The sequence below is a fragment of the Neobacillus thermocopriae genome, from assembly GCF_010975035.1.
Taxonomy (GTDB): Bacteria; Bacillota; Bacilli; order Bacillales; family Cytobacillaceae; genus Neobacillus; species Neobacillus thermocopriae.
This window is the reverse complement of the sequence record NZ_JAAIUV010000010.1, coordinates 23,378-36,950: the sequence shown is the minus strand read 5'-3', so window position 1 is coordinate 36,950 and position 13,573 is coordinate 23,378. Positions and strand designations below refer to the sequence as shown.

Genomic DNA, 13,573 nt, shown 5'->3' with positions numbered 1-13,573 from the left:
AGAAAATCGGTGTAATGCGAACACCACGACACTAAAGTCATGCACTAGACCATTCCCTCAATTGAAAGTATAATTTCTTAACCAATAATAAAAACTGCTAGAGAAATCTAGCAGCCTAAATTAGAATGAATTATTGCGGATACATAATGGACATTGGTAATTTATGAAAACCTAAATACAATACAAGGATCCATGCAACCACAAATTGAATCCATAGTATGTTTGTTTTACGATTAGCAGCAGACTTTCCAAGAATTATTTCAAACAATCCGATAATCCAAAGTCCAACAACCATCTTTAAGATATACCATACATCAATTTGGCTAACCATAAAAATAAGTCCTAAACCCGTTCCAATAATAAGAAGATATACTACCCTCAAAATCATTTTGACGATCTTTGCCCCTTTATCCTTTCCGCCTTTTTGCAAAAATAGGGCAATAACAAACAAAATAAGAGCTAAAGCCCAAGCTGTAACATGACCGTGAATCATTCATTTGCCTCCTATGTATATTTTTCGAAAATATCATACCATAGCCTCCGGAAAAATACGAAAAAAACAAACCAATTAGGGTCATACATCTGTCTATTGCTTTCTCTTTTACCTTCTATTTTCTGAATGTCCGATCAAAATTTGGGCGAACAAATCACATTATATTTGCCTATACATAAGATGATACAGAAGGAATTAATAAACAAAGGGTGTTTTTTCATGCCAGCAATAGTGGGAGTTGCTCAGGTGATTACACTTGGAAACAGCTCTATTTTTCATATTGGTGATGTTTATAAAATCATGCCATTTTCAAATGCAAAAACTTTTTCCGGTGCCGGCTCATTTAATACAGGAGAACAGTTGGTCGTTAATAATAAAATGAGTTCGACGAACACATTTGATCCTGATACAGTTGATCAGCCGAATTTATTAAATATGTGATGAATGGAGGACTTTCCATGAATTATTACATCCAACAGTCAATATCCATCAATTTAATAAAAATCGGAGCAATCTCCAATTCATCCATCCTTCAAATCGGTAGTGCCGGGATTATTAAATCACAAGCAAATTTATATAATACAGGAGGTTTCACTGAACCCGCGCCAGAGGCCGTACATCCTTCTGGTGCAACAATAACCGATTTATCAGAATTACCTGCCGTACCATTACAAGCACCAGTTCGATCAAATCATCCTAACTAAAGGTATTGGAAAAAACAGCAAGTGATAAAAGGGGAGAATTATTAAATGGGGTGAGTTCATGTATCAAGATTTTTACCAATACCTTCAATCACTAAAAGGAACTATCCAGTCTCATGAAAAAAGAATAGCCATTTTGGAGCAGACCATCCAAAAAATGCAAAAAGAAATTAAAGAATTAAATGAAAAGAAGACGATTCATGTAGATCGTATAGAATATAAATTTGATCAATTAAAAGTAGAGACTCTTGATGGAACTTTAAATATCGGTTTGAATCCGAATGATTTGTCTGCTATTGAAGAGTTCCAGGTACAAAATCAAACTAATTCCCCACCAAACTCACCAAAAATGCAAATGCAGCGCTCCATATTCATTGAAGACGCCATTTATCGATATTTAGATACAGACCTACCCAGAATTATGGAAGAAAGCCAGAAAAAGCTTGGAATGGAGCCAAATGATTCCTATATTGAATTTGTGAAACAAGATATCATAAAACAGCTCCCGAATAGAATTGATTTTCATCTTAAAATGAAACAGGAAAAAGAACGTTCTAATGAAGGAATTCAAATCACAGATGAACATATTATTGAAACTTTAAAACAAGAAATTCAAAATGGGGTTATTAGCTTCTTGAAAAATATTCCAGAACATTTGAAAGGAAGGAATCCTTAATGAATTTTGAGGTATATAATCGAGATTTATGTGTTCACAATATCGAAATTACTGGGGTGACCAGCTCGTCAATGGTATTCGTTGGAGATACAAATACTATTCAGCTAGCATCAATATTCGATACTCCTCCAGAATCCTTAATTATTGGCCCATTTGTTCCATTACAACCGGAAGTGACAGGATAATGTTTCAAAGAACTTCCTATGTAGACAATATTCATGTAAAATCGATATCCTATTCCTCTATATTCCAAATAGGCGACTCTCATTATATTTATCAATTATCTAGAGCGATTGCGGTCCAAAGAGAAGCAGAAATTTATTATGATAATGAAGGAGAATTTTCTAATTATCGAGTATTTACACAGCCTATTCACTTTGAGCCAATTGATGAACCCATTTCCATTCAACAACACCAATTACATCCGATCATAAAAGTAAATAATATGAATATTACTGGATTATCATCTTCCTCCATGTTAAATATCGGTAGCAGCAAACATCTTTCATTAGAAGCTAGGGTTAAGCACATACGTCAAATCTTCCCAAAAGAGAATGAACATAACAGTAATTCATAGCATATATTATCATAGGCAAGGACCCGACAGTCTAATAAAAAAGGATGTTTTGAATGCCAGCAATAATAGGACCCGTACAAATTGTTAATGTGACCGGAGGAATTGTCCATTTTGGTGATACCGTCTATATTTCTCCGAAATCCGGCTCTAAAACTTCTGCCGGTTCGGGTGGATTTAATACTGGCGGTCTTATCGTTACAAATAATGGGCTGAGCGGAACCAATGTCTTAGACACAGACCTAATTGACCAACCTATTACAGGAAATGGTTAAAAATGACATAGACCTACTGGCCTATGTCATTTTCTATTTACATCTTCAATATATGCGCCCCATCAAAGAAGAATAAATATCGCTCCGCCACTTTCCTTTTCCAAATTTGTTCAATAGCTCTTGTATATAATTGGATCTGAAGCTTGTACCTGTTTTCAAGAATTGGCTTCGCTTGTTCAAAGCCCCCTTTGAAACGATCGGTTATTCCATCTGATTTATAATCAATGAGAATAAGACCAGCTTCATCCTCAAGAATACAGTCAATAATCCCTTGTACAAAAACCGACTCCTCTTCGTCTTGCCAGTCTGAGTATACATCCCGTGCAGGTAAAGATAAAGTAAATGGAACCTCCCGGTGGATCCTCTTGGCATGAAAATATCTGTTTCCCAGTACGGTCTGAAAAAACTGTACAATTAAGTCTGCATTTATGACAGCAGCCTGTTCGGGAGTTAACAATTCATTTGTTACCATTTGATTCACTTGGTCTCTTATCGATTCACTGCTGACAGGTCTATTTAAATCTATATGTTGCATGACCATATGCATGGCTGTTCCACGTTCAGCAGGACTTATTGACTTTTCCTGCATAAATTTCGGTCGCCTTAAGATGGGCTTTTTAAACCTTCGGACAATATCTGTTCCACTTTGCTCGTCCGCTATTTCCCTCTGTCGTTTAATTTCGGAAACGGATTGTTTAGAACGGTGTGTTACAGCATTTGTAAAAGTATAATTCCAAGAAAGTCGGTCAGTGACTTCTTCTGCAAAATCAGAGACAAGAGGAACTTTTTCCCCGTTCCTCACCAGTTCAATAAAATCAGTTGTTTCTTGGCCTGTAATATTCTCCAGTCGATTTAGATCCTCCGCATTCAAAATCGAAATTTTCCAGGACGAAGGATGCTGGATAATTTCTTGAGGAACAAGTTCATTAGGCTTAACTGTGGCCTTAAATTTTGAACAATCCTTATGGCGAACTAAAGATGGGCCAATCCAGTCAATATAACTTGAAGCAGATGCCCGTTGGTAATCTTTTAATAGCCAATCCGTTTGTTCAGAGACATCATTCCATTGCTCAAATTGTTTGTCCGCATCTTTTAAAGTTGCGGTTAAATAGAGCTTCTCCTTAGCCCTCGTCATTCCTACATACAAGACACGCATTTCTTCGGCTAGCATTTCCATTTTCTTTTTCCGCTTAAATGCTAGTTGTGGCAAGGCAGGATAAGTAATTCGTTTTTCTGCATTTACATACTTCGTAGCAAAGCCTGAATCCTTATCAAGTAAATAGGATTTGTATAGATCCATCATATTAAATTGCTTGGCCATCCCTGCCATAAACACAATTGGAAACTCCAATCCTTTACTACTATGGATGGTCATAATTCGAACAACATCTTCCTGCTCACCAAGCGCTCTGGCTGCCCCGAGATCATCGCCTCTTTCCATCATTCGCTCAATAAAACGTAAGAAACGGAACAACCCGCGGAAAGAAGTTTGTTCATAGCCTCTGGCTCGGTCATATAATGCTCTTAAATTAGCCTGCCTTTGTTTTCCACCAGGAAGGCCACCAACAAAGTCATAAAAGTGAGTATCCCGATATAGCTGCCATATGAGTTCAGAAAGTGCTCCTTGCCTAGCGATCCTACGCCATCCTTTCAACAATTCATAGAAGTGTCGAACTTTATTGTAAAATGTCACATCCGTTTCAGCTCTCCGATTTTGACAGAAAGCACTTACTGCCTCCCAATACGAACCTCGCTTGTTATATAGTCGGATTTTTGCCAACTCTTCTTCATTCAGACCGACAATCGGAGACCGTAACACGGAAGCCAAAGGAATATCCTGGTATGGATTATCGATCACTCGAAGCAAAGAAATCATGATTGTCACTTCTGTTGCTTGAAAATACCCTGTTGACAAATCAGCATAAACTGGAATCCCTTGTTGCTTAAATTCTTCCATAACTTGCGGAGCCCAGGTCATAGAACGAAGCAAGATTACGATATCACGATACATTAGCGGCCGTTGTGATTTCGTTTTTGCATTATAAACTAATGTTTGTTTATCTAGTAATTCCTTAATTTTAGTGGCTATCACTCTCGCTTCTAACTGAGATTGATCAAGATCTTCTGCATCCAAATCAGCTTTTATTATCTCTGGATCTGTCTCTTGGTTGGAAGGAACTTCTGACACTTCTGATTTTTGATCAATAATAATCAGCTCTGTCGGGTAAGAAATGTCCTCTGGATATGGGGCACCTTTCCTTAATTCAGCCGCTTCATCATATTCAATTTCTCCAACCTTAACACCCATAATTTGCTTAAATATATAATTGGTAGCATCGAGCACTTCCTTCCGACTCCGGAAATTCTGCGCCAAATCGATTCTGAGACCGGAACCTACTCCATCTGTTTTAAAGCGGTTATATTTGCTCAAAAACAAATTTGGCTCGGCCAAGCGAAAGCGATAAATAGATTGCTTGACATCTCCGACCATGAACATATTTCCATTCGATTCATCTTCTTTAGCCACAAGCTTTAATATAGTTTCTTGAACTAAGTTTACATCTTGATATTCATCTACATAAACCTCTTTAAACTGATGTCGATAGGAAATAGCAGCTTCAGATGGAATAAATTTACCTTCTTCAGTGACATGATCCGTTAATATCTCAAGGCAAAAATGCTCTAAATCAGCATAGTCGACAATTCCTCTTTCTCTTTTAACTTTTTCAAAACGATTGGAGAATTCCTCGACAAGATAGACAAGGGTTTTAATTAATGGAAGCATTTCCTCCATATCTCGCAAAAAACTTTCCGGCCTACGGGAAAACAGTTCGTCCTTTATATCTTGGAGTTTTTTCTTTGCACTTTCTCTCAGCTTTTGTGCCTTCGCCGTCAGCTCTTTATCGTATTGATCCCCTCTCACCTGTTTCGCTCTAGAGAACGACCAGCATTGCATAGCATCATATAAAGCATCCCATGATTCCTGCTTTGCTTGAATCAACGTGTCTATGACTGCCAAATCATCCGTAAAATTTTCTGCCCTTGGAGCTGGACCGCCGGGAAGCTTTGTAATATCCAATCCCCGCTTAATCATTTCCCTAGCTGCATTTAATTGCAGTTCAACATCAAACAGAAGGGCTTTAATAAACGGAAGTTCTTCAATATCAGTAATATTACTTACTTCATACATCGAAACAATAGTATTTAAGTATGCTTTCGGCAACGGATTAGACTTAGCAAAATCATAAATGGATTGAACAATATCCATTAATTCTCTATCACTTCGGTCACTTGTGAAGGAGTCAACCAAGGTAAAGAATGCGTCATTTCCTGGTTTTGCATATTCCTCCTCAAATAACTCATCCATCACTTCATCTCGGAGTAATTGTACCTCCGTTTGGTCGGCAATCCGAAAGCCAGGATCGACATCGATTAAATAATAATATTTACGGATAACCTCTAGACAAAATGAATGAAGAGTTGAAATCGATGCTTTGTTTAACAAGCTAAGCTGTTTCCTTAAATGACGGGACGCAGGATCTTTATCAATGGCCTTTTCCAATGCTTCACCAATTCGGTGGCGCATTTCTGCCGCGGATGCATTCGTAAATGTCACGACTAGCAATTCATCCACATTGATAGGATCATCTTCTGAAAGGATTTTTCGAATAATTCTTTCCACAAGAACAGCTGTTTTCCCCGAACCTGCCGCTGCGGCAACTAGAATATCTTTATCCCTGGCCATTATCGCTTTCCATTGGTCATCAGTCCAAGTAACTCCTTCTGGCTTTGGAGGAATCTCAATATTTGTCAATTTCACCCGCCTCCTTTCTTATAAGTGCAAACACATCTTCCTTTGTATGAGGGACGAGAATCCGGAATCGATTATCTTCAATTGATTCATCAAATTGGCACAACGATCTAAAAGAACAAAACGTACAAGGTATTTTATCCTTTAGTTTATAAGGAGAAATCTCGATATGACCATCAACAATTGCATTCCCTGTTTTTTGATAAAGGCGGCGAACATATTGTTTGAGATCTTCAAATTCTTGCAAACTCGCAACCTTAGATTTTTTTGTAAACTGTCCATCTTTTTTTATTCCGGCTGCAATAATCTGTGAATCTCCTGATTCTAACGTTTGATCCATTAGGCGAATGGCATTGAAATCATTTAACATTAATCCGTTCATTTTAAACTTTTTCATGATTTCTTTTTCAATTTCATCTATTGTTAACATTTTCGTTGTATGCACAAATGGATTATGAACGTGAAAATAAAGAACACCTGCAGGACTGGCCTTCATTTCGACTAACTCATTAGAGTGGGTCATAACAATATCTAAATACGTTAACATTTGCAAGGCCAAACCATAATAAACCTCTGTCAAATTAACATCTTTCTCACTTGATTTATAATCAATTACCCTCAAATAGACGCTATTACCTTCTCCTTTAGCCTGGTCTACCCTGTCAATTCGTCCAGCCAATTCCATTCTCTTCCCGTTTTTTAAGGTAAAGGACAGGGGAGGTAATTTTCCGTTTGGTCCAAATCCCAGTTCGAGTCCTATTGGCGAAAAACCGCTAACCTTTGCATGTTCACTTAAAACAATAGACGCACGTGTAATAATTTGCTCGAGCTTTCGTTTCATATAATGATGGCGTTCCGAGCTTAGTAGAATTTCGTTTTGTAGTTTTGGTGCCAATGTTTTAATTGCTTCTTTTGACAAGTCCTCACATTGCTTTCTGGTCAACTGTGCCCAGGATATCTTATTCTTATTAACGATTTCAGCAATTTGCTTAAGAGCAGCATGAAACAACTCACCTATATCAGGTGCCTCCAAGCGGAAAATTTGCCGTTCCCTTAATTTGAGACCATGCTGGGCAAAATGGGAGAATGAACATGCATGGTAGAGCTCCATACGGGAAACACTTGCCGTGATGGTTTCTCCATACAATTCATCTGCCGTTTCTTTCGAAAGTTTAATAGCTTTGTTTGTATAAAAAAGACTTGAAAAAACCTTTTCTGCCTGTTCTTTCCTGCTACTTTCTATATAAAAGTTATATACATCCCACCACAAATTGGAAATTGGATAGTTCCGTTTCTTCAACTGAAGTTGGGCATTAAGGTAGGACAATGCAGTGGTAAAATTGGATACAAACATTAGCTGCTCTTCTTCTGAACATTGGGCAGGGTCTGCCAAAAAGGACCGTAAAATTGCGTTCGGAAACATTTCTTTCATTCTTTTCATATACGATGAAGGAAGTAATGCCTTACCTTCTTCATTTGCCAATGGGTAGCTAATATAAAGTAATTCTGAAGGTGCTGTAAAAGCTTTATAAGCAAGAAAATTTTCATCAAGTAAACGAACTCTGCTACTTGGGGCAACTTTAATTCCACACGCTGTCAACAATTCCCTGTCTTCTGTCGAAAGTATCCCCTCATCGGAAAGTTTTGCTGGCAATACTCCTTCATTTACCCCTACTACAAATACGACCTTAATCTGATTTAACTTTGATTTTTCCAAATCTCCAATTAATACTTGATCAAGGGCTGGAGGGATTAGGGAAAATTGCAAGGATTCAAAACCAGCCTCTAAAATAGATGCAAATGATTTAAGAGAAACGGATTGTTCCCCAAGTATTTCAACAAACTGGTCTAAAAGATCCACAACGGCGTTCCAAACCTGTTCATGTTCCCTTGCTTTCACAAGGTCTCCTTTCTCTTCCGCCTCCATTTTCCACTTTTCCAGCTTTGCAGGAATATCTAATTCTTCTAAAAATAAATAAACAGCTTCACAAAGCAGCCTTCCAGTATCTGCTCTTTTTACCCGTCTTGAAAGACGCATTAGAGGTGCAGTAATCATGACTTTTAATTCATTAATTTCTTGTTCTATTGCTTTTTCCGCATCAGTTTGAGTAGTTCCTTCAAATTCTAATCCTCTTATGCGTCGATAAGTCCATCGTTCCTTCTTTGTCCACTTACTCCCATTGATTCCATAAGCCAAGCAATAGTTTTCCAGCCTGTCCATTCTTTCACGCATTTTATCCGGATTTTCATGAAGCGGATAAATCAAGTCTGTTTTTATCACCCTAAATACCGGTTCATATCGCCAATAAGACAAGATTACCTCAAGGCTTGAACGAATTAATTCGATTAGAGGGTGATGCAGCATAGTCCTTTTTTGATCAATAAAATATGGAATCTGGTAGTCATGAAAAACGGGCTCAGCGATTTCAAGATAATCTCCGCCATTTCTAATTAATACGGCAATATCCCGATAGCGGTATCCTTTTGTACGAACTAACTCGCGAATCTCACGCGCAATCCCTTCCATCTCTGACCTACGATTGGCTGCTTCGCAAAGGGAAATATCAGTCTTTCCATAAAAAGGGACGGATGGCCGTGAGTCAAAATTGGCCTCCAAATGATGTAGTGATGGATTTATCCACTTTTTGGATTCCTTCAATTGGATTATCTCTTCGATAACAATGTTATTCGCTTGAGCTAAGTTATAAAGGATACAACAAGTCTCTTTTGCAGTTCGAAATAAATCAAGCTCGTCTAAAGAGGCATTCAAATTGAATGAATCTGCTGTCAAAGCGATAGATACTCTTCGACAATGCTTCATGAGTTCTTGCATGATTTCGTATTCCTGCGGAGTAAAACTATTAAAACCATCTATATATATTTCAGCCTCTTTTAAATAGGCTGAGGCATTAATTTTTTCAGTAAGCAGGCGAAAATAATCTTCTGAATCAATATATTTCCCTAAAATTTCATCTTCAAATTGTTGATAAATTACTTCCAAATCATTTAATTTATCATGCAACACTTTTGAAGTCGAACGGCTGTCAGCACCAACAAGATCATTTCCTTTGATAAGATCTTCTGGCCTGATGCAATACCGTTTAAATTCCGTAATCATTTGTTCTAATTGTTGTACAAAACCGTTCTTATCAGCTGCCTGTTTAAAGATCGATAATCGTTCTCGTTGTTCATCGATAATTTTGCGAATTAACATATTCATACCGACACTGCTTAAATGCGTCCGACTGATACCACCAGTTTCTTGCAGAATTCTCCATGCTAGGCGAGAAAAGCTGTACACTTGGGTACGAATCATCCCCCCAATTTCAGGATCCGTTGCAAGCCGATATTCTGACATAAATGTCATCTGTTCAGGAACAATATAAATGATTGGAGGACCAGCTGGGTCTTCAATAAGCCGTTTCCGTATCTCTTCAAGGAATAATTCAGTTTTACCGCTTCCGGACCGACCCAGTATCATTCTTAAAGACATATTCGAACCTCTCTTTCGCCTGATCTTGTATTTCCCATTTTACCACAATTTAAGCACAAACGTTTGGTTTCAAATGACCTAATGCTCAAAAAGGTATTATTACATTAATAACGGCAAAAAAAATAACACGATGTTCCAATCGTGCTGCTAAATCATTTCTTTAAAAATGAATGTCCATTTCTTGTAACGGCCAGTAACGAAGATCCACTTTGCCGACAACTTGATCAATAGAAATAAACCCAAAATGACGGCTATCCCAACTGCCTAAGCGATTATCACCAAGCACAAATAATTTTCCCTCAGGAACCGTTTTTTCTCCAGTAATTTCTTGTAAACTGAAGTCGCCGGTGAGCTTTACAGTAGCTGAATTTTTTTTATAAATATCTAAATATGGCTCGTCATATTTTTTCCCGTTAATATACAATTGATCATTGCGATACTCAATTGCATCACCTGGTAGCCCGATAATTCTCTTTACAAAATCCTCTTTCGCATTTGCATGAAAGACAATGACATCAAATCTTTCTAACTCTCCTACATGATAGCCAACCTTATTAACCACAAGCTTATTTCCATCCTGGAGTGTGGGCATCATCGATTCGCCTTCCACAACATAATTAGAAAAGAAAAATGTGCGAATAAAGACAAAAATAATCACTCCAATGGCAAAGGCTTTCACCCATTCCATACCTTCCTTTTTCCAATCATTCTTCACCATATCTCCTCCGTTTTTCCTGTTCAAAAAATTGTTTTACCTCTCTATAGTGTTTCTTACCAGTACTCTTATTCAATCTTACTTCTATTCTTTTACCAACATACCAAAGAATAAAAATAATCACTAATACAATGATTGTCCGATATGGCTGCGTAATCAAGGAGTGAATATCATACCCAATAAAGCTAATGGTAAAAATCATCACCATTTTTCCAATACCGACGGCAAGTATATATTGAGCAACACTTAGTCTCGAAAGTCCTGCAACAATATTGACAACCGCTGAGGGAGTAAATGGAAAACAAAGCATTAGAAACAATGGGCCAAAACCATTCTGTTCCACCCAGTCCATTAACCTATAAATCTTAGGGTGTCTCAGTAAAAATGCCAGAAGCCTTTTTTGACCGTATTTTCGAACAAGTAAAAATACCAATAGTGCACCGATACAGGCACCAAGCCAAGAATAAAGAAATCCTAGCCACAGCCCAAAAGCACTGGCATTAGCCATTACAAACAGAAATAAAGGGAGAAACGGCAGAAAGGCCTCAAGCACTGTTAACAAAATACCAGGTAATGGGCCAAGGGATCGATACTCCTGAATAAGGTTCATAATATTTTCAAGTGTAAACCAAGCTCTAATTGATTCAAAATCCATCCGTGTTCTCCTTCATCTGTTTATAAGTCTATTTTAAATACTGAAGTATAGTTATTTAGTAATAAATTCGTGAAGTGCTTGTTTATTTTTTTCAAGATCAAGCTTTAATATAAATCCTTCCCCTTTAACCCTTGTTTCAGTAAAGCCATCCTCTACAGGAATCCGGAGCGTTTCGACCGTTCCTCTATTACCTGAAAAGAAATCCTTTCCTATAAAAATCATATCGGAGGTATCCATATTCGTATTGACATATGGGGTGAGGACACCAACTAATTTTGGAAGTTTGGCAATGGTTTGGATACTGCTAAGCTGCTCACCAATTGCTTTTACCGCCTTTTGCTGTCGTTCGACACGGCCAAAGTCCCCAACTGCATCTTGACGAAAACGAACATAACCAAGCAGTTGTTCTCCGTTTAACCGTTGAAGGCCAGGTTCTAATGTAACATCAATGTTTTTTGACATTTTCTTCTCCACATCTATTTCCACACCATTCGGAAATGCCTCATCAATTAAGTGAACAAAGCCTTGAAAATTGACAATCGCATAATATTGGAGATCAATATCAAAATTTTTTTTAATGGTTTGTCTCATCAACTCCGGGCCACCGTATGCGAAGGCTGAATTAATTTTATGTTTTCCACGTCCTGGGATATCAACATAGCTGTCCCTCATAATCGAGGTTAATTTAAATGTTCCTTTATCCTCATTATAATGAGCAATCATTATCGTATCAGCACGAGATTTTTCTTTTCCTCTAGCATCACTACCTAGTAATAAAATATTCGTCCCTCCATACTGGTCTTTCTTTCCTTCAAACTTATAAACCATTTGTTCTTCTTCACGTTCTCCATCTAGCTTTTTTAAGGATTGGTTCACCCCTTGTTTATATTGAAAATAGGAATAACCAATAACACCGCCAAGTATGAATAAAAATAGGACAAATATTTTTTTCCATCTTCTCTTTTTACGATGTCTATCTGATCTCATTTTATCACCTTTAGGTTTGATTTTTCCTTTACAATTGATTGGACTTCATTTTTGCATTCTATGTTTCTTCTTTTATTCATTTTTCCCTTTCCTATTTCCTTCTATTATAAAAAACTTTCTCAGGAAATCATTGAATTTGGCAAAAAAAAACTCGCCTCTGGCAAGTTTTTTTACAAGAATGTACTATTGCTTTTACTAAATCTATTGGATAAAATAAAAACAGAACATAAGTTCGATAAATGTGAGGTGTGATTGTAAATGACCAGAATTCCAGAGAATGACCGTGACATTATGGAAAAAGCCATTTATTTACCTATGGTTTTAACCATCTTAAATCGGGATTTATTAGTTGTGAAAAATAGTCCATTTAAATTAAAAAAACCCTACCTGGAATTAATTGAAGAAACATTGAAGGAAATTCAAAGAGAATTGGCTGAGGCAAAACAGTATATGAAAAAGAATAAGCTTCAAGTAATTCAAACAAAACGGGACGATGCTTTTACAATGTACATGTTTATTTATAAAGGTTATGAAGAAAACCATAACTACTTTAATCCAAGAATCCGAAATAAGGTCGAAGAAATCATGGAAACCTATTTTTTAAAAAAACATCTATCCCGTTAATCATTGTTACTAATTACTATTCATAGTCATGAGATTTTTCCAAAGCCTGTAGCGTTTTCGGCCTGTCCATTAAATAAAAAGACATTTTTCTGCCTTCAATTCTTTGTAGCAGTTTTGTTTTTAATAAAGACGTCCTTAACATTTGCTTTTCGATCATGCCGTATGACACCGGTAACACATGAGTGTATTTATTCCGGAAGGTTATAAGTGTTTGCTGTGGCCCGATTCGACGGTAATTCTCAACATGTTCAGACGAAATCCAGATACATTCATTTCCGGCAGGTGATGTTGTTGGAAAAAAGAAAATCCGATTCGATGGTTCAATGGCAATGGGAACTTTTCTCGTATACCCTATTAACTGTTTTGTTCCTTTTTTCCGGCTCTCGTAATCAACACCAAAATATTTACAGCTATTTTTGATAACATCTAATGGTTTTAACGGAACTAAAAATTCATCACTAATTTCGAAAACTTTTGTAAATAATTTGCTCCCATATTGAACCGGCTCTAATAACATGGTAAAAGAATTTACTTCATATTCTTCCAAATGCTGATTCAATCCCCTCAAC

14 protein-coding genes are annotated in these 13,573 nt (G+C 37.1%); 7 read left to right on the top strand and 7 right to left on the bottom strand.

The annotated features are described in order from the left end of the window. Positions 1-130 precede the first annotated feature (130 nt). On the bottom strand, positions 131-493 hold the full coding sequence (locus G4Z05_RS08035) for a YisL family protein (RefSeq protein WP_163251339.1): 363 nt from the start codon (positions 491-493) through the stop codon (positions 131-133). A 219-nt stretch (positions 494-712) separates the two neighbouring features. On the opposite strand from G4Z05_RS08035, the gene G4Z05_RS08030 reads away from it, so the two are divergent. From G4Z05_RS08030 to G4Z05_RS08005, 6 genes are read left to right on the top strand one after another with little or no spacing between them, the layout of a single operon-like run. After that, positions 713-934, top strand: coding sequence for a spore germination protein (locus G4Z05_RS08030; RefSeq protein WP_163251338.1), 222 nt, complete (start codon positions 713-715; stop codon positions 932-934). Between the two features lie 17 nt (positions 935-951). Beyond that, a complete protein-coding gene (locus tag G4Z05_RS08025) occupies positions 952-1,197 on the top strand; it encodes a spore germination protein GerPB (RefSeq protein WP_163251337.1) in 246 nt (81 codons plus the stop codon). A gap of 58 nt (positions 1,198-1,255) precedes the next feature. Then, positions 1,256-1,870 carry a spore germination protein GerPC gene (gerPC, locus tag G4Z05_RS08020; protein WP_163251336.1) on the top strand — a complete coding sequence of 205 codons (615 nt, stop codon included), beginning with the start codon at positions 1,256-1,258 and terminating at the stop codon, positions 1,868-1,870. Further along, positions 1,870-2,055, top strand: coding sequence for a spore gernimation protein GerPD (locus G4Z05_RS08015; protein WP_163251335.1), 186 nt, complete (start codon positions 1,870-1,872; stop codon positions 2,053-2,055). Before gerPC ends, G4Z05_RS08015 begins: the two co-directional genes overlap by 1 nt. Further along, on the top strand, positions 2,055-2,447 hold the full coding sequence (locus G4Z05_RS08010) for a spore germination protein GerPE (RefSeq protein WP_163251334.1): 393 nt from the start codon (positions 2,055-2,057) through the stop codon (positions 2,445-2,447). Before G4Z05_RS08015 ends, G4Z05_RS08010 begins: the two co-directional genes overlap by 1 nt. 53 nt (positions 2,448-2,500) lie before the next feature. After that, on the top strand, positions 2,501-2,719 hold the full coding sequence (locus tag G4Z05_RS08005) for a spore germination protein (RefSeq protein ID WP_038540305.1): 219 nt from the start codon (positions 2,501-2,503) through the stop codon (positions 2,717-2,719). 37 nt (positions 2,720-2,756) lie between these two features. Here the strand turns inward: G4Z05_RS08005 and addA are convergent, their stop codons facing one another. The 5 genes from addA to G4Z05_RS07980 form a co-directional block, all read right to left on the bottom strand. Continuing rightward, on the bottom strand, positions 2,757-6,533 hold the full coding sequence (addA, locus tag G4Z05_RS08000) for a helicase-exonuclease AddAB subunit AddA (RefSeq protein WP_163251333.1): 3,777 nt from the start codon (positions 6,531-6,533) through the stop codon (positions 2,757-2,759). Continuing rightward, positions 6,520-10,023, bottom strand: a complete 3,504-nt coding sequence (gene addB, locus G4Z05_RS07995; protein ID WP_163251332.1) for a helicase-exonuclease AddAB subunit AddB — start codon at positions 10,021-10,023, stop codon at positions 6,520-6,522. The genes addA and addB overlap by 14 nt, the downstream gene beginning before the upstream one ends. A gap of 160 nt (positions 10,024-10,183) precedes the next feature. Beyond that, positions 10,184-10,738: a signal peptidase I gene (gene lepB / locus G4Z05_RS07990; protein WP_163251331.1), complete on the bottom strand. Its 555-nt coding sequence runs from the start codon at positions 10,736-10,738 to the stop codon at positions 10,184-10,186. Beyond that, positions 10,728-11,393, bottom strand: a complete 666-nt coding sequence (locus G4Z05_RS07985) for a TVP38/TMEM64 family protein (RefSeq protein ID WP_163251330.1) — start codon at positions 11,391-11,393, stop codon at positions 10,728-10,730. The genes lepB and G4Z05_RS07985 overlap by 11 nt, the downstream gene beginning before the upstream one ends. A gap of 51 nt (positions 11,394-11,444) precedes the next feature. Continuing rightward, entirely contained in the window at positions 11,445-12,380 is a 936-nt protein-coding gene (locus tag G4Z05_RS07980) for an LCP family protein (RefSeq protein WP_163251329.1), read from the bottom strand. Positions 12,381-12,638: 258 nt separating this feature from the next. Here G4Z05_RS07980 and G4Z05_RS07975 point away from each other — a divergent pair, with 258 nt between their 5' ends. Next, complete coding sequence (locus G4Z05_RS07975; protein WP_163251328.1) at positions 12,639-13,004, top strand: YhjD family protein; 366 nt, start codon at positions 12,639-12,641, stop codon at positions 13,002-13,004. A 16-nt stretch (positions 13,005-13,020) separates the two neighbouring features. On the opposite strand, the gene G4Z05_RS07970 is transcribed toward G4Z05_RS07975, so the two are convergent. Further along, on the bottom strand, positions 13,021-13,563 hold the full coding sequence (locus G4Z05_RS07970) for a competence protein ComK (RefSeq protein ID WP_240465347.1): 543 nt from the start codon (positions 13,561-13,563) through the stop codon (positions 13,021-13,023). Positions 13,564-13,573: the final 10 nt, after the last annotated feature.

What these genes read in the sequence shown, in the direction of transcription:
- G4Z05_RS07985 (WP_163251330.1), bottom strand. Translation starts at nt 11,393, where the DNA reads ATGGATTTTGAATCAATTAGAGCTTGGTTTACACTTGAAAATATTATG.
- G4Z05_RS08010 (WP_163251334.1), top strand. Translation starts at nt 2,055, where the DNA reads ATGTTTCAAAGAACTTCCTATGTAGACAATATTCATGTAAAATCGATA.
- G4Z05_RS08015 (WP_163251335.1), top strand. Translation starts at nt 1,870, where the DNA reads ATGAATTTTGAGGTATATAATCGAGATTTATGTGTTCACAATATCGAA.
- G4Z05_RS07975 (WP_163251328.1), top strand. Translation starts at nt 12,639, where the DNA reads ATGACCAGAATTCCAGAGAATGACCGTGACATTATGGAAAAAGCCATT.
- G4Z05_RS08035 (WP_163251339.1), bottom strand. Translation starts at nt 493, where the DNA reads ATGATTCACGGTCATGTTACAGCTTGGGCTTTAGCTCTTATTTTGTTT.
- G4Z05_RS08025 (WP_163251337.1), top strand. Translation starts at nt 952, where the DNA reads ATGAATTATTACATCCAACAGTCAATATCCATCAATTTAATAAAAATC.
- G4Z05_RS07980 (WP_163251329.1), bottom strand. Translation starts at nt 12,380, where the DNA reads ATGAGATCAGATAGACATCGTAAAAAGAGAAGATGGAAAAAAATATTT.
- G4Z05_RS08005 (WP_038540305.1), top strand. Translation starts at nt 2,501, where the DNA reads ATGCCAGCAATAATAGGACCCGTACAAATTGTTAATGTGACCGGAGGA.
- G4Z05_RS08030 (WP_163251338.1), top strand. Translation starts at nt 713, where the DNA reads ATGCCAGCAATAGTGGGAGTTGCTCAGGTGATTACACTTGGAAACAGC.
- gerPC (WP_163251336.1), top strand. Translation starts at nt 1,256, where the DNA reads ATGTATCAAGATTTTTACCAATACCTTCAATCACTAAAAGGAACTATC.
- addB (WP_163251332.1), bottom strand. Translation starts at nt 10,023, where the DNA reads ATGTCTTTAAGAATGATACTGGGTCGGTCCGGAAGCGGTAAAACTGAA.